Here is a 17393-nt window from a genome sequence, read left to right on the forward strand (position 1 = left end):
GACACTCAGGGCCGGACGCAGCAGTTGCTCGATTCGCTTGTCGAGTCGGGGCGGGAAGTCGGTTGTCAGGTGGCCGCGTATTACCAGGGCGAGTTGGTGGTTGATGCGTGGGCAGGTGCGGCGGATTCGGCGGGGGAGAAGACCGGATATCACAGCTTGACGTTCGGGTATGTGGTCGCGGAGTCGGTGCATCGACACGGCCACCGAGATCCGGCGGCGTGATGTCGACGAAATCCTGGGCGTACCGGCGACGAAGTCGCTCGGTTACGTGCATGCCGACGGTGTCTCCGGCGGGTTGGAGGCCGCGTTCGGGTTCGGCGGATTGGGTGGGGCGGAGGCGTATGCCGCACTGGGTATTTCGTACTAGGACTGTTCGATGACGACCCGGCAGGAGTGTTCGGCGAGATCGTCGAAGAACCGGTCGAGGTCGAGTATCGCCTCGGGTGGATGCACGCCCGGTCGCAGCACCGAACCGTCGATGAGCTGAGAAAGCCCGAGCGCCAGCGGGATTCCGGTGGCCTCCGCCATATTGTCGATCAGCCCACCATCGAGGTGCGCCAAGACCGTGAGTGCCACACCGTCTTTGCGGCCCGAGGCGGCGGCGAAGAACGGCGGCAAGGTTCCCGGCGCGGCGAATCGCCGGGAACGCACCATCGAACGCAGCCCACGCCGCAGGGAGGGCGCGGCCAACTCGGCGGCCGCGGACTCGTTGGTGAGGGTGCCGCTGTCGATATCAGTGCGCAATATGTCCAGGAACGCGGCGGTGCCCGGCGTGACGACCATCAGATTTGCCGCCCGCCCGGCTGGTGCGAGGGTCCAGTGCAGGGTGACCGGTTCGGGATGCCCGACGGTGTAGGCCGTCCCGGCCCGCCCACCGGGTAGTGACAACGGCACCGGACGCAGCGGCGACTCCTGCACCAGCTGTCCCGAGCGAACGACGGCGACCGTGCCGCTGATCTGCTGCATCCAATGCACCGCAGCGGCCGTCGGCGCCCCAGAAGGACCGGTGAGCTGGGCGTCGTCCGGATTGCCCGCACCGGGCACATCGACGGGCCAGGCGGTATAGACGTCCTCGACGTGGTCGAGTTGCCGAGCGGCGCGCGCCGCGAGCAGATTGCTCACCCCGGGACTCGCGCCGATCCCGACGATCGCGCAGACCCCCGCGGCCCGCGCGTCGGCGTCGTATTCGAGCATCTGCATCGTCGGTTCCCAGTCGTCGCAGATGTCGAGGTAATGCGTGCCCGTCTCGATCGCCGCCCGCAGCACCGCCAAGCCGAATCGGTAGTACGGGCCAACGGTATTCAAGACAACGTCGGCCTCCCGGAGCGCGTCATAGAGCGCCGCCCGGTCGGTGATGTCGACCCGTATTGCCCGCACCTCGGCACCCGGCAGCGTGCGAACGAGATCCTCTGCCGCGGCCGAATCGCGATCGGCGACGACGATCTCCCGCACGCCGGGCAACCCTGCCGCCGTCCGCACCGCCGCCGCCCCCATCGCACCCGCTCCGCCCAGCGCCAGCACCTTCATGTCTCTCCTCCGCCTACGCAATATCGTTCATTGCGGTTACGATCGACGGTAACATGAACGATTCGAGAGTGAGTTTCCTGCGCGGACGACCGCTCGGGCCGATGCGGCGACTAGTCCTCCTCGAGGCCGCGGGCGGCATCGCGTTCGCGGCTGTCGCGCTGCCGTCGAGCGGCCCCGCGGACCGGCTCCAGGACTGGATTCAGCTGCTCGGCCTGGGGTTGTTGATCGCGATGTTCGGCCTGACCGCGCATACCTGGCGAATAGTCATCAGCCCCCGTGCATGGTCGGGCGCTACTGCTCAGCAGCGGCAGATTCGCAGCGAGCGGCGGCTGCGACGGGCTGCGGTGCTCTATGCGGTGCTGGCGGTGGTCCTGACGCCGTTGCCGCCGGCCTGGACCCAGTTCTGGTTCGCGACGACAGTGTTCACCGCGATTTCGGCAGTCCTGGTCCTCGTGCCTGCGGTGTTCGGCGCGGCCTACGAAACCCGTCCAGCATGAACGGCCACATCGCGGATCACGTCGCCGTAAGCACGGAAAAGCCTTGTCGGAGCGTGTGTCTCGGTGGCAAGCAGCAACGACCAGCACTCCGCGACCATCCCGCGCGCCTTGGTGCCGGCCCACGGCTGCGGCAGCAACTGCGGCGGGAGCAAGGGATCGGGCTCCATCGCGCGGGTGAATTCGGCAGCCAGTTCGATTGTGACGGTGAGCAATTCGGTGTCGTCCAGCTCGGTCTCGCGCAACCGTCGCAGCGTGCGCCGCGCGAAATCCAGCAGCCGCCGATGCCGCGCCGCGATATCGTCCAGCGGCCACAGCCGTGCGGCGATCCGGCGCGGCGACTCGGTCTGCCCGATCCGCAGGTCCGCACTGGTGAACGTGGTGATGTGGTCGCTCACCTCGAGCCCAGCGGCGAGCGCGTCCAGCTGTGCCTCCCACGCGTTCGCGCTGACGTACAACCCGCCCTGGACCGGCGCACCGCCGAGCCGAACGATCCCGTCGCGCATGGCATCTCGGGCCGGCCGCGCGGCCTCGGGAATCGCGAACGCGACCAGATGCCAGCACCCGTCCCACGGGGCCGCACCGCGATCCTGCTCGAACATGAACCGCACGAACTCCACGTCCGGCGCGAGCGTGCGCATCGTCGCCGCGGTGGCGCGCAGGATCGCTTTGCGCCCCCGGCCCTGCTGGGTGAACTGACCGTCGGCGACCAGGCGGCGAACGCACAACCGGACCTGCTGATCCGTCATGCCCAGCGCGTTCGCGACCGTGTAGAGCTCACCGCCGTCGATGGTGGCGTCCTCCCGGACCATGCTCTCCACCAGGGTCCGGGTCGTCACCTCAGCGCTGTGTGTCGCCACCGTCCACCTCCCTCGATCGATGCTGATCCGCTCAGCATACAAACGATGGTTTCCAGAACGAACGATTGGAGCGGCCATGCCGTCGGAAACACCCCGCGCTGAACCCGTTTCGCGCCGCCGTCGAATACTCGTGCCGGTCACGGTGATCCTGGTGCTGATCGCCGCGGCGGGCGGCTGGGTCGTCTACCAGAACAGCTACGACCTGCGCGAACAACGGGTGACCATGCCCGGCAGCGCGCAGCCGCTGCACGGTGTTCTCGCGCTGCCGAAAACCGGCACGGCACCGTTCGGCCTGGTGGTCTTCGTCCACGGCGACGGCCCGGCCGACGCCACCCACGACACGTTCTACCGCCCGATCTGGGAATCGTTGGCGCGAGCGGGTTATGCGTCGCTGTCGTGGGACAAGCCCGGTATCGCGGGCGCGCCGGGCGACTGGCTGGACCAGACCATGGCCGATCGGACCACCGAGACCCTCGACGCGATCGCCTGGGCCAGAACACGATCCGAGATCGATCCGGCCCGGATCGGATTGTGGGGAGCCAGCCAAGCCGGCTGGGTCCTGCCCGCGGTCGCCGCGCGCGACCCCGGCGTGCAATTCATGATCGCGGTGTCACCGGCCGTGAACTGGCTCCAGCAAGGCCGCTACAACACGATCGCCGAACTGACTGCCGCGCACGCGAATCCGGCAGAGATCGATGCCGCGGTCGCGGCCAGCGACCGCACCCGCCAATTCCTGCGCGACGGCGCGAGCTACGAACAGGCCCGCGCCGCAGCGGTCGTCACCGCGGACACGACCCCGCAACGCTGGCGGTTCATCCAGCGCAACTACACCGCCGATGCCGCCGCCGACCTGGCCGCGGTCCGCATCCCGGTGCTGCTGGTCTTGGCCGACCACGACCTCAACGTCGACATCGTCGACACCGAAACCCGCTACCGCCAACTGATTCCCGCCGACCTGCTGCACGTGCGGCACTACCGCGACGCCACCCACGCCTTGATACGCAAGAACATCGAGGACAGCACGGTCAAGACCGTCGCCGTGGCGATCGCCGCACCCCGGTCGTTGTTCGCGGAAGGCTTTCTGAGCGATCAAGCCCAATTCATTCGGGATCTTCACCGATGAACACGAATCACGTCGACGTTCAGTAGCTTCGGCAACCCGCGAGGGCTCGATGGTCGCCCGCTGCCGACACGTCGTCCGCCACCCAGCTCGGGCTCGCGGCGGCCACGGTCGCGACGATGCGCGCGGGCCGGCGACCAGTCGTCCGCCGATGTAGCCGGTCGCGCCGAACACCACACATCGCATGGACAGTTTCCGGGGCGTTGACGGCACCGCGGGTGTCAGTCGCCGGGCGCCTCGGTCTCGTGCAGCACCCGCCAGCTGTAGCGGGGCGGGAGGCCCTCGGCGGTCAGCACCGCGGTCGTCCAGCGATCGGCGTGTTTGCCGTCGAAGTGGTGCCGCTCCATGAACCGGACGACGGTCACATTCCCCTCGGCGAAGAGCACCTCCACCTCGGAGATCTCGATATCGAGGCCGGGCCGGGCGTTGCGCGCGCGCCGCAGCCCGGACAGCAGCTCGGAGCGGCTCAGCCGCGTGCCGCCGGTGGTCACCATGGACATCGTGTCGTGCTGAGTCGCGGCGAAACGTTCGAGAACCTCCGGCTCGGCGTCGGTCCCCAACCAGGTGGCGAGCAGCGCGTGCACGGCCTCGACTTCGGCCACCGGATCGAGCGAATCGGAAGCAGACATGTCCGCAGACTACTCGAGCGGAACGTCCGAGTCGCCCAGCGACGCGACGGCCGAGCGGTGTCCGTTATGCGCCATCCGACGCCAACGAGCCGCATGCTGTGCCCTTCGTGGATAGAGGACATTTGAAAGGGTTTGGGGCGCAGGGATAGCCGATCTTGTCCGGTAGTCGGCGGGCGGCAATGCGGCTACCATGCGCTAATGCGATGGGGGAGGTTGGGCGACCGACTGCACCGCGCGGCGTTGCTGCTTGCGGTGCTGGTAGCGGTTGTCTGCGGCCTCGGCATCGCGGCGCTCACCTGGTGGCTGCTGTGGCTGGCGCTCGGGGCGAAGGCCGAGACGCCGAATCAGCTGGATCTGACCAAGATCGCGTTGGCGGTCGCGGCCGGCGTCGGTGGCGCCGTCGCGTTGGTGGTGGCTTATCGGCGGCAACGAGACCTCGAACGCGGCCGCTTCGCCGAATTGTTCGGGGCTGCCTCGCGGCAGCTGGGCGATTCGGATGTGGCGGTGCGGATCGCGGGGGTCTACGCGATGACCGGGATCGCCGACGAGTTCCGGTCAACGAGTCGGCGTCAGCAATGCGTCGACGTGCTCTGTGCTTACCTCCGTCTGCCCTATGACCCGGTCGCCGGTGCGAACCACCTTGTGTCGCAGGCGGAAACGGTCGACGAATCGGGCCTGAAGGTCGAGCGTGTCTACCAGTTCCGGCAGAACGATCGGGAGGTGCGCCGGACCATCGTGCAAGTGATCGCCGATCACCTCCAGCGGTCGGCCGAGGTCTCCTGGTCGAACTGCGATTTCACCTTCAACAACGCCGTCATCGAGCGCGCCGACTTCCGGCACGCGGTGTTCGCCGGGCGGAAGACCTCGTTCGCCCGCGCGGTATTCAGCGGTCGCACCACTTTCGAACACGTGACCTTCGCCGGTCCGCAGGTCACCTTCCGGGAGGCGACCTTCGACGGCGGACCCGTGTTGTTCGACCACGCGCACTTCGGTTCGACCCGGCCGGAAAAGGCCGTACGCGCCGAGTACGGCACCACTTTCGACGGTGCGCGGTTCGACGGCTCGGTGTCCTTCGAGCAGGCCACCTTTGTCGGCCCGCGCACCACCTTCGCCGGCATCCGCACGACCGGGAAGCGAACTTCGTTCCAGGACACCAAGTTCCACGCCGACCTCACCTCGTTCGAATGCGCCACGCTGGACGGTCAGCACCTCGCCTTCACCGGCGCGGACATCTCCAGCCCGCGAATCACCTTCTCGGGAGCCCAGTTCGAGGCGGGCACCGTCGCCTTCGACGAGACCCGGATCGGCACTCCCGCCCGCATGCGCAACCGCGGCACCCGCGACATCGACTTCAATCGAGCCGAATTCCACGGCGCGACCACCTTCGCGGGCACCACCTTCGCCGGCCGCTCTGTCGACTTCAGCGAGGGCGACTTCTTCGGCGACATCTCCTTCGTGGACGCCAAGTTCAACGCCGGCGAGATCACCTTCGACCGGCCGACGGCCTGGGTCGGCACCCATTTCGACTGGGACGACATCCCGACCCGCAAGCCGGCCAACGTCAAACCGAACCCATGGCCGCCGGAGCTGCCGGAGTAGGGGTTACACGTCCGCGTACGGTCGAATCCTGGTCCAGGACTGGGGGTTCAACCGTCCTAGCGTGTAACCCTTCAGCAGATCGTCGGCGATCTTCCTGGCGATCAGTTCATACACCGCTTGGGTGGGATGGGCCAGGTCACTGGTGGTGAGGCAGCGGCGGATCGCCGGTTCGACCGTGTCTTTCTCGCCGAGATAGGGCACCGCGACACCGTGCAGCTGCGCGAATCCGGTGAGGTCGAACGCTTTCGCGTTGTCGGCGACGTAGGTCATCCAGTCGCACATCCGCACTAGCGACACATGGTTCGGCGTGGCGCCCGGCTGCGGGTCCTTGGCGGTCATCGGCCAGTGCTTGGTGAGGTACTCGAGCACCTGGTTGAACCGGGCGGTGTTGGCCGAGAACTGGTCCACCTGTTTACGTTTGCCATCGGCGATCTGATCCTGGAACCGGATCGACACGGTCGGGCTGGGCAGATCGATCAGCATGAAATGGTTGCGATCGGGCGGCCCGGGGAAGGCGTTCGCGATGCTGTCGACCAGGCCCTTGATCTCCGCGACCACCGGCGTGATGCCGGTACCGGCCTTGTCCTTCATCCCGCGTGGCACCTCGAACACACCGTCCGGCGAGGTCATGACGTTGCCCTCGGCACGCTCGGCGGTGACGATGTCGTTCAGCCCGATCCAGATGATGTGCATGGTGTCGCCGGTGAACTGGTCGCCCAGCGCTTTTCGGGCCTTGATGTACTGCGCGACCTGCGTCTTCAGGTAGCCGAGCGCGCCCGCTTTGGGACTCCAGTCCGAGCCGGCGATCGCGCCGCCCTCGGCGTAATTGGCATAGCGGACAGGCGGATTCGAGTCGACGTCGGTTTTCAGCAGCATCGAGTGTTTGGTCAGGCTGCGGTGGTATTCGGTGGCTTGCTCGGTCAGCTCCTTGGTGGACTGGACCAAGGGGTCCGCGCCCGCCCACTCGATCAGGAAGTCCGTCCAGTTCTTTCCGTCGCTGTAGCGGCCGATCTCGTTGGTGCGCATCGCTTTGATGGCGCGCGCGAACAGCCCGGTCGGGGCCTCGCGTTTGTTCCCGACGTCGGACAGACTGTCCCCGAGCACGATCAAATTCTGCAGGGCGATAGGCATGGATTTACTCGCAGTCCTGTATCCCGCGCCACTGGCGCGAGTTTCGATATAAGAGTCGCAAAGTGCGAATCCCCGTAAGGCCTTTCGGAGTACGTCAAGGGTACTCAGCCGGGGGTCGCGCCACGCCCAACTCGAAAAACAAACCGCGACAACAGAAATCGTCACCAAGGGTGACAATGCAGAGGGATCAGTCGGTATGTCCGGGGCGGCAGCCGACCGGCTGCCGCCCCTGGATCATTTAACTCGGCCAGCCACCGTACGGGACGGTGATCAATTCCATGAAGTGGCCGTTGGGGTCAAGGAAGTAGACGCCGCGGCCGCCGTCGTTGTGATTGATCTGGTTGACGCCCTGTTGACGCGGATCGGCCCAGTGCTCCAGTTTGTCGCGCTGGATCTTGGCGTAGGCCACGTCGAATTCGGGCTCGGAGATCAGGAATGCGTAGTGCTGGGGCGAGATTTCTGTGACGTGCGGTGGCACGTTCGCGAAATCGAAGGTTACCGAGTTATCCAGCGGCAGTGGAATGAACGGGCCCCATTCGGCCCCCAGTTCCGTACCGAGGATGTCTGCCCAGAATTCGGCGGTCGCTCGATTATCTCGGCAACCGACAATGGTGTGATTGAACTGTACTGACAGGGGAATTTCTCCTTGTGCCGTGACGGTCCCGACCCCGGGCTCGGTACAAGGCGGCCAACGGGAGCACCGTCACGGTCAACGACGCTAGCAAACGTCCCATGGATTTCGCCAGTATCCAGTGACCCAGACCATGTTTCGGTCAGCGCGGCAGGCGCAGGGCCGCGCGATAGCCGCGGTCGGCGGTCGGGCCGGACTCGAAGGTGCCGCCCAGCAGCTCGGCCCGTTCCGTCAGGCCGATCAGCCCGTGCCGGGAGCTGGGCAGCGCGACCGCGGGGCGGGTCGACATGGTGTTGGTGACGGTGACGCCGAAGTGTTCGCTGTCGTGCCACAGCTCGATGGTCGCGCTCGCGCCGGGCGCGTGTTTGCGGACGTTGGTGAGGGCTTCCTGCACGGTGCGATAGATGGTGCGCTGGCCGGGCGCGGACAGTTCGTCGGGCAGCTGGCCGCGCAACTCGACCGGAATCCCGCTGGAGTCGAGCAGCTTTCGCAGATCCGCGAGCGTCGGCTGGGGGGTGAGCTCGGTGCTCTGACCGCCCGCGGCGCGCAGCAGCGTGACCATGTGGCGGAGTTCGTCGAGGGTGTCGACGCTGAGCCGGCGGATGGTGCGGGCGGCGTCGGCCGCGTCCGGATCGGTCGCCGCCACCTGGAGCGCGCCCGCGCGCACGGCGATCAAACTGACCTGATGGGCGACGACGTCGTGCATCTCGCGGCCGATCTGCGCGCGTTCGCGGGCCAGCACGGCTTGGGCGTGCAGCTGGCGTTCGTGGTCGCGCGCCTCCTCGATCTCGACCAATCGCTCGGACAGGTCGCGGCGGGTCCGCACGAGCTGACCGAGCAGCGCCGGCGCGCCCGCCCAGGCCAGCGAATAGGCGAAGGAGACGAGCGCGCCGCGTTGGTCGAAGGCGTCGCCGAGCGGCCACGGAGCGGACGCGGCGATCGAGGTGGCGAGCACGGCCGCCCACAGCAGCGCGCGATTGCTCGTGCGTTCGGCCAAGGTATACAGCGCGACCGCGGGGGCGACCAGGATGTCGAGCATCCAGCTCACGGGCAGCGTCAGGACGAAGGTCAGCAAGGGGAAGCGGCGGCGCAGCAGCAACGCGGCGCAGGCCAGAACAGCGGCGGCGAGCTCGAGCCGGGTGCTGACGCCGCCGTCGACGAGCACGTCGGCCACGGCGATCGCGACGAGCGCCAGGTCGATCAGCCACGCCGGGAACCGGTTCACGGCAGCAGACCGGCTCGCTGTGCCAGCAATGCCGCCTGCACCCGGCTGGTCACTCGCAGTTTGGTGAAGATGGCGCTGACATGGTCTTTCACCGTGCCGACGCTCAGGTGAATCTGCTGCCCGATCTCCGCGTTCGACAGCCCGCCGGCGATCAGCACCAGCACCGCGCGTTCCCGTCCGGTGAGCCGTTCGACGCGCGCGGCGTCGGCATCGATGCCCGCGGCGGTGGCGGGTTCGGCGTTGCGCAACAGGGCCGCCGAGGCCTTCGGGGACAGCACGACGCCGCCCGCGGCGAGGGTGCGGGTCAGCTGGGCGAGTTGCTCGGGTTCGGTGTCCTTGAGCACGAAACCCGCTGCGCCGGAACGCAATGCGGACAGGATGTAGTCGTCGGTGTCGAACGTGGTGAGCATCGCGACCACCGGCGGATCGGGCGTCGCCCGCAGCTGCCGCAGCACGGTCAGCCCGTCGACATCGGGCATCCTGATGTCGAGCAGCACGACGTCCGGCCGGGCCGCCGTCACCGCCTCGACCGCTTCCGCCCCGGTCGCCGTCGCGACCACCTCGATGTCGGCGGCCGCATTCAGGATCATCTCGAACCCGGACCGCACCAGCGCCTCGTCATCGACGACCACCACCCGAATCACCCGCCACACCTCCTTCGCCCATACCTATTCCTGCACGTGAGCCTAGATCCCGGCGAAGTGTGGACCCGTGGGCGAGGCGGGTGCGACGGCCGACCGGCGGGGGTGGTCCAGCCGGTCGGCGGGTTACCCGCCGCCACTGGGCGGAGCGCATCCGGACGCGTGCCGGATACCGGATGAATCGGGCGTTCTCAACGCTGGACGTATGGCACACAACGGAACTCCCGCATCGGTCGATGCCGAGATTGCCGGGCCGGCTGCGGGTGATGGCTCGGGTGGCCCGGTGTTGTCGGGTGGTGTCGAGCAGGCCGGTGCGCGGGTCGGTTATGCGGTGTTCGCGGACGCAGGGCGGCCAGGTGGTGCGTCGCGGGCGGATGGTGCCGTGGAGTGCGCCGCCGCGGTGCGGTCGGGCGACGGGATGCGGGCTGGCGCGCGGCTGCTCGGGGTGGATCTCGCGCGGGGTCTCGCGGTGCTGGGGATGTATGCCGCGCATGTGGGGCCGGATCCGCGGGAGGGCGGGGTCGAGGGGTTCGTCATGGAGCTGACCCATGGGCGGTCCTCGGCGCTGTTCGCGTTTCTGGCGGGGTTCTCGATTCTGCTGATCACCGGGCGGCGAGTGCCGAAGGTGGGACAGGCGGGGCGGCAGGCGCGGGTCAAGATCCTGATTCGGGCGGGGATTCTGCTGGTGATCGGTACCGCGCTGACCGCGACCGGGACGAAGGTGGAGGTGATTCTGGCCTACTACGGGATGTACTTCCTGCTGGCGCTGCCGTTCGCGCGGTTGCGTGCGGGCACGTTGGCGGTGATCGCCGCGGTGAGCGCGTTGGCGCTGTCGCAGCTCGTCTTCCTGGTCTTGCAGGATCTCAGCTGGACCGATGCGGTGAATCGGTTCGATCCGCTGGCCTGGTCGGGGAGCCGGGGCGATCCGATCGGGAGTGGTGACGGGGTGATCGGGCTGCTGATCACGGGCAATTACCCGGCGTTGAGCTGGATGCCGTTCGTGTTCGCGGGGATGGCGGTCGCTCGACTCGACTTGGCCGCCACCGTGATTCGGGTTCGGCTGGCGTTGACCGGCATCGGTCTTGCGGTGCTCGGGTACGGCGGTTCCGCGCTGGCACTGCATTTCGCGCCGGGCGTGCGGGAGCGGCCGGGAATCATGTACGCGCCGTGGTGGTCCGACATGGCCGAAGATCCCGCGGGCTGGCGATACCAGTTGGGGGCGATGCCGCACAGCGAGACCACGCTGTCGATCATCGCGAATACCGGTGTCGCGCTTACCGTTCTGGTCGTTTGCCTGGCCGCGTGCGACGGGTCTCGGCGGATCCTGAAGGTGGCTACCCCGCTGATCGCGGTCGGCAGTATGTCGTTGACCGCCTACGTATTTCACGTCGTCGCGATCGCCATTCTCGGCTTCGATGTGCTCCCGGCCGGTTCGCTTCCGGTCCTGCTCGGCCTGAGCGCGATCATCATGATGTTCGCCTACTGCTGGAGTCGCTTCTTCCGTCGCGGGCCGCTGGAGTGGTTGCTCCACCGAGCGACCACGGTGGCGGAACGGGTGCGGTAGCCGCTGCCCCCTGTGCCTGGGACAGTGCGGACGGTAGCGTCGGCGGAATGAAGATTCGTGGGGCGGTCCTGGAGCGGATCGCGGCGCCCGTGCCGTTCGCCGAATCGGCGCCGATCAGCGTGGGTGAGTTGGAGCTGGGCGAGCCGGGCGCGGGGGAGCTGCTGGTTCGGATCGAGGCGGCTGGGCTGTGCCATTCGGACCTGTCGGTGGTCGACGGGAACCGGGTGCGGCCGGTACCGATGCTGCTCGGGCACGAGGCGGCCGGGCGGGTCGAGGCGATCGGTCCCGGCGGTAGCGATCTCGCGCTCGGGCAGCGCGTGGTGATGACCTTTCTGCCGCGCTGCGGTGACTGCGCCGGTTGTGCGACCGACGGCCGGACGCCGTGCATTCCGGGCAGTGTCGCCAACAACGCGGGTGAACTGCTCGGCGGTGGGCGACGGCTGACGCGCGACGGTGACGAGGTGCACCACCATCTCGGGGTGTCCGCGTTCGCGACGCATGCTGTGGTGGACCGCCGTTCGGTGGTTCCGGTGGATGACGACGTGCCGCCCGAGGTGGCGGCGGTGCTCGGGTGCGCGGTGCTGACCGGTGGTGGTGCGCTGTTGAATTCGGCGAAGCCGGGGCCGGGCGACCGGATCATGGTGGTCGGGCTCGGCGGGGTCGGCATGGCGGCGGTGCTGGTCGCGGTGTCGTTGGCGGCGGATGGCCGGGAGGTCATCGCGGTGGATACGGTTGCGGAAAAGCTCACTCTGGCAAAGGAATTGGGCGCTACCGCGGCTTATACGCCGGCGCAGGTGGCCGAGCTGGGTGTGCAGGCGGAGATCGTGGTCGAGGCCGCGGGCAACATTCGGGCCTTCGAAACCGCCGTCGCGGCAACGGCGCCCGGTGGCACCACGGTGACTGTCGGGCTACCTGCACCGGATGCCCGGGCGAGCATCTCGCCGCTTGCGCTGGTCGCACAGGGGCGTTCGATTGTCGGTAGCTATCTGGGCTCGGCGGTTCCGTCGCGCGACATTCCTACCTATGTCGGCATGTGGCGCGAAGGCCGGCTGCCGGTCGAGCGTTTGGTGTCCGCGCATATCGGTCTCGACGAAATCAACCACGCCATGGACGAACTCGCCGCTGGTCATGCGCTGCGACAGGTGATCGTCTTCGACTGAGCCGAGTTTCAGTGCGGATTCGGCGCGTCCATCGCGTCGACGAAACGTTCTAGCAGGCGCGCGAATTCGGCGCGCTCGGTCGCGGTCCACTCGGACATGGCGGCGGCCATCGCGGTGCGGCGCCCGGTGCGGGCGGCCGCCATCGCCTGCTGCCCGTCGCCGGTCAGGCGGAGCACGGCGCGGCGTCCGTCGTGCTGGTCGGCGACGCGTTCCAGCAGTCCGTGCGAAACAGCCTGCGCGACAAGGCGGCTGGCGCGCGGCTGATCGACGCCCAGGGCGGGGGCCAGAGCGGTGACCGTGGGAGATTCGGTGGCGACGACCGCGTCCAGCACGCGATGCAGCGCCACCGGGATCGGGGAGTCGCCGGCCAGCGCCCCCCGCGTCTGTCTGCGCCGGATTCGGATCATCGCCGCTTCGACGGCTTCGGTGATCGCGTCGTGTTCCGTCATCGGTTGCTTCTTCCTGTTGCGCGCTCTTTCATCCGCCAAGGTTTCATGTAATAGTACATATAGTTGTTTGTATACATGCTTCTGGAGGAACAATGGCCGTCCGCCGCCACATCGGTTACTGGCTCGTCGAACTCGATCGCCTGATCACCGAGCGGTTCGACGAGGACCTCGCCGCCGGCGAGCTCAGCCGCAGGCACTGGCAGATCCTGCACTCATTGTCCGACGGCGCGCAGCAGTCGAACGAGCTATACGCCGCGCTCGACACGTTCTTGACCGACCGGGCGGAGTGGGACGCCGAACTCGCGGCGGTCCTCGCCCGGGGCCTGGTCGTCGACGAGCTGGGCACGCTCGCGCTGACCGATGCGGGCCGGGAGGTGCACGACCAGGCCTGGATTCGGATCGGCACGCGCCGCCGGAAGATGGCCGAGGGCATCACCGACGAGCAGTTCGCCGAGACCATGCGGGTGCTGGAGAAGATGGCCGCGAATATGGCTGGCGCCGACCCGGTTCGATAGCTATTCTGAATTGACCAGAGTAGTCAAAGTAGTCGAAACGGGTGATCAGATGGCTGGAAAGCGGTCGGCGCGACCCGATATCGCATGGCCCCTTGCCGACGCGAAGGCCAGGTTGTCCGAGTTGATCGACAAGGTGGAACGGGAGGGGCCGCAGGTGATCAGTAAGCACGGGCGAGAGGTCGCTGTTGTCGTGCACATCGATGAATGGCGGCAGAAGACGAACAGGCAGGGGAGTCTCGCGGAGTTTTTCGCGGCCTCGCCGCTGCGCGATTCCGGTGTCGAGATCGAACGCATCCATATGGATGTGCGCGACGTAGAACTGTGAGGAGCTATCTGCTCGATACGAGTGCGGTGTCGGAATGGGTGAAGCCCCGGCCGGATCCGGGCCTGAGCCTGTGGCTGCACACCGCTGACGAGGATCGCCTTCATCTCAGCGTCATCACCCTTGGGGAAATCCGCAAGGGTATCGAGAAGATGGTGGACTCACCCAAGAAGCGTCGGCTGGTGGACTGGCTGACGGAGTCACTGATCGACCGGTTCGAGGGACGCCTCCTCTCGGTCGATGGGATAGTCGCACAGGCATGGGGACGGATGGTTGCGCGAACCGAGGGGAGCGGGAATCCCGTTGAAGCCGCGGATGCACTGATCGCCGCAACCGCGGAATCCCATGGGCTCGAAGTGGTTACGCGCAACGTCAAGCATTTTGCCCCGACCGGGGTGCCAGTCGTATGCCCCTGGCGTGACTAGTCGGCGCGTGCGAGAAACTCCGTCACCAGGTCGATGTAGTCGGCGGTCCGGCTGATCAGCAGGGAGTGACCGCCCTCGGGGAAGGTGCGGAAATCGCAGTTCGGGTGCAGGTCGCGCAGGCGCCCGGTGTGGGTGGTGGTGATCAGCGGATCGTCGTCCGCGCGGAAGAGCAGTGTGGGTCCGGCCCAGGCGGGACCCTGCATGAGCTCGTCGACACCCTCGGCGAGTTCGAGCAGTAGGCGATAGGAATTGGCGGCACCGGCACTGCCCGCCGCGTCGGCGGCCGTCACCACCTGCTCGATCCAGAACTCGGCGTCGTCGGAGTCCTGCCAGGTGCTCCGCAACGCGGTCCGAATCGCCTCCTGCGTCTGCGGCCACGGCGTCGCCAAGGTGGTCTTCACCCGCATCCGCAGCCGGTCGACATCCTCCGGCCCGTACAACCCGGTGCTCGACAAGGTAAGCGACCGGACCCGCTCCGGTACCCGACGCGAAAGGAGTTCCGCGAACATGCCGCCCGCCGACTGCCCGATCACATGCGCCCGATCGATCCCCTCCGCATCGAGCACCGAGACCAAGCCGTCGACCAACTCGGCGCACGAACCGGCGCTCGACGGATAGTCGGGCGCGATCGTCCGGAACCGCGGCGTCAGCGCGGGCGCCAGATCGAGCCAGCCGATACCGATCCCCGAACCGCCACCGAGTAGTAGCACCGGATCGCCGGCGCCGCCGGTGTAGTAGTGCCAACTGGGTTGTCCGGCATCGAGTTTCTTGCGGTCGTGCTGCCCAAGGAAGATCGCTGCCCGTTCCCGAATCGAAGCCACGCCCGTGACGGTAGGGGAGATATCGGTGGTGCGCAAACATGCGCATGTAGCAATGTAAATCACAGAGGTCAGCAGACCGGCGCCCCGGCCAGGTCGATAGGCTGGCACCGACGAAAACGGAAAGAGGAGGTGCGGTGACCACACGGGTCGGAGTGCTCGGAGCGCGCGGCAAAGTCGGACAGGCCATCTGCGCGGCGGTAGACGCCGCAGCCGATCTGGAACTGGTCGCCGCCGTCGACAAGGAAGACTCGCTCGACGCGTTCACCGCGGCGAACGCCCAGGTCGTCGTCGACTTCACCCACCCCGACGTGGTGATGGCGAACCTGAAGTTCCTGGTGCAGAACGGCATCCACGCCGTCGTCGGCACCACCGGCTTCGACGCCGCCCGCCTCGACGAGGTGCGCGGCTGGCTGGCCGACCGCCCTGACACCGGCGTGCTGATCGCCCCGAACTTCGCCATCGGCGCGGTGCTGTCCATGCGCTTCGCCGAACAGGCCGCCCGGTTCTTCGAATCGGTCGAGGTCATCGAGCTGCACCACCCGAACAAGGCCGACGCGCCCTCCGGCACCGCCTACCGCACCGCGGGCCTGATCGCCGCCGCCCGCGAGCAGGCGGGCGTCGGCCGCAGCCCCGACGCCACCACCACCGAACTCGACGGCGCGCGCGGCGCCGACGTCGACGGCGTGCGGGTGCACTCGGTGCGCCTGGCCGGCCTGGTCGCGCACCAGGAGGTGCTGTTCGGCACCCAGGGCGAGACGCTCACCATCCGGCACGACTCGATCGACCGATCCTCGTTCGCCCCGGGCGTGCTGCTCGGCGTGCGCGAGATCGCCCAGCGCCCCGGCCTCACCGTCGGCCTCGACCCCTTCCTCGACCTGTGAGCGAGCGCATCGAGGTGCGAGCGTGAACGCCGCCGACCCCGCCGCGGACGGGGCCAAGCAGAACCGCGACGTGGTCAAGGTCGTCGCGTTCCTCGCCGTGCTGGTCCTCGTGCTCGGCTTCTACTTCCTGCTGCTCGGCCGAATCGCGTTCAGCCTCATCGGCACCGGCGGTGTCGCCGCGATCCTCATCGGCATCGGCGTGCTGATCCTGCCGTTCGTCGGCGTCTGGGTCGTCGCGGCCACCGTGCTCGCCGCGCTGGCCCACCAGCGCCTGGCCCGCCGCATGCACGAAGAGGGTGGCGAACTCGACGTCTCCGAACTGCCGCACCGCCCGTCCGGCCGCATCGAACGGGACGCGGCCGACGAACTGTTCGCCCAGGTCAAAACCGAATGGGAAGCGGACCCGGACAACTGGCGCGTCTCCTACCGCCTCGCCCGCGCCTACGACTACGCCGGCGACCGCACCCGCGCCCGCGCCACCATGCGCCGCGCCGTCGCGCTGGAAAAACTCGAACGCGACCAAGCGCGCTGAACCGGCCCCGGAGCTGTTGCGCATATTGCGATGTTTCTACGAACACTGATGGCCGCAGATTTCACCGACAAGCCGACTCGACGCGGTAGTGACGGTTTCAACTACGACTTCCGGACGTGCCATCGGCCGAATCGCCCGGAGCGCGCGCCGGCCGTCCGGTGAATTCGCTCACGTCCGAGGATATTTCGCGCTGCCATCCGCCGACTGCCATGACCGGAGGAGGCTGCGGACTACTTCGCCGGATATCCGCGAACCGACTCGGTGCGACCATTCGAGCAAGACCTGCGCTATCTCGCGGCGGCCTGCGCCGACCGGGATCCGCGCACGAACACTAAGCTCGTCGTGTGGCGCAGCTGCTGATCATCCATCACACGCCGTCCCCGCACATGCAGGCCATGTTCGAGGCGGTGGTCTCCGGCGCGAACGATCCGGAGATCGAAGGCGTACAGGTCGTCCGCCGCGCGGCGCTCGCGGTCACCGCCTCGGATGTGTTGGCCGCCAACGGATATCTGCTCGGTAGCCCGGCCAATCTGGGCTACATGTCGGGTGCCCTCAAGCACGCCTTCGACACGTTCTACTATCCTTGTCTCGACTCCACCACCGGTCGGCCCTTCGGTTTCTACTTGCACGGCAACGAGGGCACCGAGGGCGCCGAACGCGGGGTGGAACGGGTCACCACGGGCCTCGGCTGGCAACAGTCGGCCGCACCGGTCATCGTGTCCGGCCCACCCACCAAGGACGACATCCAGCGCTGCTGGGAGCTCGGTGCGACCATTGCCGCGCAACTAATGGGCGACTGACAGTTTTTGTCCCCGAAATAGCTGGCAGTGACAATCTCTGCCGGACGCGATTTAGGGACGGCCCCGA

The 17393-nt window shown here is 67.6% G+C and carries 21 protein-coding genes; 12 read left to right on the forward strand and 9 right to left on the reverse strand.

All coding sequences use genetic code 11. The features are described from left to right. The first annotated feature begins 169 nt into the window (after positions 1-169). On the forward strand, positions 170-367 hold the full coding sequence (locus tag AB0M22_RS04435; RefSeq protein WP_364720923.1) for a hypothetical protein: 198 nt from the start codon (positions 170-172) through the stop codon (positions 365-367). Here AB0M22_RS04435 and AB0M22_RS04440 read toward each other — a convergent pair. Beyond that, a complete protein-coding gene (locus tag AB0M22_RS04440) occupies positions 364-1527 on the reverse strand; it encodes a saccharopine dehydrogenase NADP-binding domain-containing protein (protein WP_364720925.1) in 1164 nt (387 codons plus the stop codon). The genes AB0M22_RS04435 and AB0M22_RS04440 overlap by 4 nt on opposite strands. Before the next feature lie 53 nt (positions 1528-1580). On the opposite strand from AB0M22_RS04440, the gene AB0M22_RS04445 reads away from it, so the two are divergent. Then, on the forward strand, positions 1581-2024 hold the full coding sequence (locus tag AB0M22_RS04445) for a hypothetical protein (RefSeq protein ID WP_364720928.1): 444 nt from the start codon (positions 1581-1583) through the stop codon (positions 2022-2024). On the opposite strand, the gene AB0M22_RS04450 is transcribed toward AB0M22_RS04445, so the two are convergent. Further along, a complete protein-coding gene (locus tag AB0M22_RS04450) occupies positions 2003-2833 on the reverse strand; it encodes a PaaX family transcriptional regulator C-terminal domain-containing protein (RefSeq protein ID WP_364721670.1) in 831 nt (276 codons plus the stop codon). The two genes, AB0M22_RS04445 and AB0M22_RS04450, sit on opposite strands and share 22 nt — an antisense overlap. Positions 2834-2957: 124 nt before the next feature. Here AB0M22_RS04450 and AB0M22_RS04455 point away from each other — a divergent pair, with 124 nt between their 5' ends. Beyond that, entirely contained in the window at positions 2958-4004 is a 1047-nt protein-coding gene (locus AB0M22_RS04455) for an alpha/beta fold hydrolase (protein WP_364720930.1), read from the forward strand. Positions 4005-4222: 218 nt separating this feature from the next. Here AB0M22_RS04455 and AB0M22_RS04460 read toward each other — a convergent pair whose 3' ends face one another. Continuing rightward, positions 4223-4630, reverse strand: coding sequence for a hypothetical protein (locus AB0M22_RS04460; RefSeq protein ID WP_364720933.1), 408 nt, complete (start codon positions 4628-4630; stop codon positions 4223-4225). Positions 4631-4828: 198 nt separating this feature from the next. Between AB0M22_RS04460 and AB0M22_RS04465 the strand changes: the two genes are divergently transcribed. Then, the gene (locus AB0M22_RS04465; RefSeq protein WP_364720935.1) at positions 4829-6229 is read left to right on the forward strand and encodes a pentapeptide repeat-containing protein; all 1401 of its coding nucleotides are present in this window, start codon (positions 4829-4831) and stop codon (positions 6227-6229) included. 3 nt (positions 6230-6232) lie between these two features. Here AB0M22_RS04465 and AB0M22_RS04470 read toward each other — a convergent pair whose 3' ends face one another. The 4 genes from AB0M22_RS04470 to AB0M22_RS04485 form a co-directional block, all read right to left on the reverse strand. Further along, on the reverse strand, positions 6233-7333 hold the full coding sequence (locus AB0M22_RS04470; RefSeq protein ID WP_364720937.1) for an SGNH/GDSL hydrolase family protein: 1101 nt from the start codon (positions 7331-7333) through the stop codon (positions 6233-6235). A gap of 265 nt (positions 7334-7598) precedes the next feature. After that, complete coding sequence (locus tag AB0M22_RS04475; RefSeq protein WP_364721672.1) at positions 7599-7994, reverse strand: VOC family protein; 396 nt, start codon at positions 7992-7994, stop codon at positions 7599-7601. A 139-nt stretch (positions 7995-8133) separates the two neighbouring features. Next, complete coding sequence (locus AB0M22_RS04480) at positions 8134-9216, reverse strand: histidine kinase (protein WP_364720940.1); 1083 nt, start codon at positions 9214-9216, stop codon at positions 8134-8136. Next, positions 9213-9860, reverse strand: a complete 648-nt coding sequence (locus AB0M22_RS04485; RefSeq protein ID WP_364720942.1) for a response regulator transcription factor — start codon at positions 9858-9860, stop codon at positions 9213-9215. The genes AB0M22_RS04480 and AB0M22_RS04485 overlap by 4 nt, the downstream gene beginning before the upstream one ends. 202 nt (positions 9861-10062) lie before the next feature. Here AB0M22_RS04485 and AB0M22_RS04490 point away from each other — a divergent pair, with 202 nt between their 5' ends. Continuing rightward, positions 10063-11421, forward strand: a complete 1359-nt coding sequence (locus AB0M22_RS04490; protein ID WP_364720945.1) for a DUF418 domain-containing protein — start codon at positions 10063-10065, stop codon at positions 11419-11421. Between the two features lie 47 nt (positions 11422-11468). Beyond that, entirely contained in the window at positions 11469-12581 is a 1113-nt protein-coding gene (locus AB0M22_RS04495) for an alcohol dehydrogenase catalytic domain-containing protein (protein WP_364720947.1), read from the forward strand. Positions 12582-12589: 8 nt separating this feature from the next. Here the strand turns inward: AB0M22_RS04495 and AB0M22_RS04500 are convergent, their stop codons facing one another. Further along, positions 12590-13030 (reverse strand): MarR family winged helix-turn-helix transcriptional regulator, encoded by a 441-nt coding sequence (locus tag AB0M22_RS04500; protein ID WP_364720950.1) that lies wholly within the window; start codon positions 13028-13030, stop codon positions 12590-12592. A 92-nt stretch (positions 13031-13122) separates the two neighbouring features. On the opposite strand from AB0M22_RS04500, the gene AB0M22_RS04505 reads away from it, so the two are divergent. Genes AB0M22_RS04505 through AB0M22_RS04515 form a run of 3 tightly spaced genes read left to right on the forward strand, consistent with a single transcriptional unit; the run spans position 13123 to position 14292 of the window. Continuing rightward, on the forward strand, positions 13123-13545 hold the full coding sequence (locus AB0M22_RS04505) for a hypothetical protein (RefSeq protein WP_364720952.1): 423 nt from the start codon (positions 13123-13125) through the stop codon (positions 13543-13545). 49 nt (positions 13546-13594) lie between these two features. Beyond that, positions 13595-13870, forward strand: coding sequence for a type II toxin-antitoxin system Phd/YefM family antitoxin (locus AB0M22_RS04510; protein WP_364720955.1), 276 nt, complete (start codon positions 13595-13597; stop codon positions 13868-13870). Beyond that, a complete protein-coding gene (locus tag AB0M22_RS04515) occupies positions 13867-14292 on the forward strand; it encodes a type II toxin-antitoxin system VapC family toxin (RefSeq protein WP_364720957.1) in 426 nt (141 codons plus the stop codon). Before AB0M22_RS04510 ends, AB0M22_RS04515 begins: the two co-directional genes overlap by 4 nt. Here AB0M22_RS04515 and AB0M22_RS04520 read toward each other — a convergent pair. Continuing rightward, complete coding sequence (locus AB0M22_RS04520) at positions 14289-15113, reverse strand: alpha/beta hydrolase (protein WP_364720960.1); 825 nt, start codon at positions 15111-15113, stop codon at positions 14289-14291. The genes AB0M22_RS04515 and AB0M22_RS04520 overlap by 4 nt on opposite strands. A gap of 134 nt (positions 15114-15247) precedes the next feature. Between AB0M22_RS04520 and dapB the strand changes: the two genes are divergently transcribed. The 3 genes from dapB (at position 15248) to AB0M22_RS04535 (ending at position 17326) form a co-directional block, all read left to right on the forward strand. Further along, entirely contained in the window at positions 15248-15994 is a 747-nt protein-coding gene (gene dapB / locus AB0M22_RS04525; protein ID WP_364720962.1) for a 4-hydroxy-tetrahydrodipicolinate reductase, read from the forward strand. 22 nt (positions 15995-16016) lie between these two features. After that, entirely contained in the window at positions 16017-16526 is a 510-nt protein-coding gene (locus AB0M22_RS04530) for a hypothetical protein (RefSeq protein WP_364720965.1), read from the forward strand. Between the two features lie 344 nt (positions 16527-16870). Then, positions 16871-17326 (forward strand): flavodoxin family protein, encoded by a 456-nt coding sequence (locus AB0M22_RS04535; protein WP_150405769.1) that lies wholly within the window; start codon positions 16871-16873, stop codon positions 17324-17326. Positions 17327-17393: the final 67 nt, after the last annotated feature.

The organism is Nocardia sp. NPDC051756 (assembly GCF_040681495.1).
Taxonomy (GTDB): domain Bacteria; phylum Actinomycetota; class Actinomycetes; order Mycobacteriales; family Mycobacteriaceae; genus Nocardia.

Excerpts from the sequence above, each read along its gene's own strand:
- AB0M22_RS04435 (WP_364720923.1), top strand. The coding sequence starts at position 170 with ATGTGGTCGCGGAGTCGGTGCATCGACACGGCCACCGAGATCCGGCGG.
- AB0M22_RS04440 (WP_364720925.1), bottom strand. The coding sequence starts at position 1,527 with ATGAAGGTGCTGGCGCTGGGCGGAGCGGGTGCGATGGGGGCGGCGGCG.
- AB0M22_RS04445 (WP_364720928.1), top strand. The coding sequence starts at position 1,581 with ATGAACGATTCGAGAGTGAGTTTCCTGCGCGGACGACCGCTCGGGCCG.
- AB0M22_RS04450 (WP_364721670.1), bottom strand. The coding sequence starts at position 2,833 with ATGGTCCGGGAGGACGCCACCATCGACGGCGGTGAGCTCTACACGGTC.
- AB0M22_RS04455 (WP_364720930.1), top strand. The coding sequence starts at position 2,958 with ATGCCGTCGGAAACACCCCGCGCTGAACCCGTTTCGCGCCGCCGTCGA.
- AB0M22_RS04460 (WP_364720933.1), bottom strand. The coding sequence starts at position 4,630 with ATGTCTGCTTCCGATTCGCTCGATCCGGTGGCCGAAGTCGAGGCCGTG.
- AB0M22_RS04465 (WP_364720935.1), top strand. The coding sequence starts at position 4,829 with ATGCGATGGGGGAGGTTGGGCGACCGACTGCACCGCGCGGCGTTGCTG.
- AB0M22_RS04490 (WP_364720945.1), top strand. The coding sequence starts at position 10,063 with ATGGCACACAACGGAACTCCCGCATCGGTCGATGCCGAGATTGCCGGG.
- AB0M22_RS04495 (WP_364720947.1), top strand. The coding sequence starts at position 11,469 with ATGAAGATTCGTGGGGCGGTCCTGGAGCGGATCGCGGCGCCCGTGCCG.
- AB0M22_RS04500 (WP_364720950.1), bottom strand. The coding sequence starts at position 13,030 with ATGACGGAACACGACGCGATCACCGAAGCCGTCGAAGCGGCGATGATC.
- AB0M22_RS04505 (WP_364720952.1), top strand. The coding sequence starts at position 13,123 with ATGGCCGTCCGCCGCCACATCGGTTACTGGCTCGTCGAACTCGATCGC.
- AB0M22_RS04510 (WP_364720955.1), top strand. The coding sequence starts at position 13,595 with ATGGCTGGAAAGCGGTCGGCGCGACCCGATATCGCATGGCCCCTTGCC.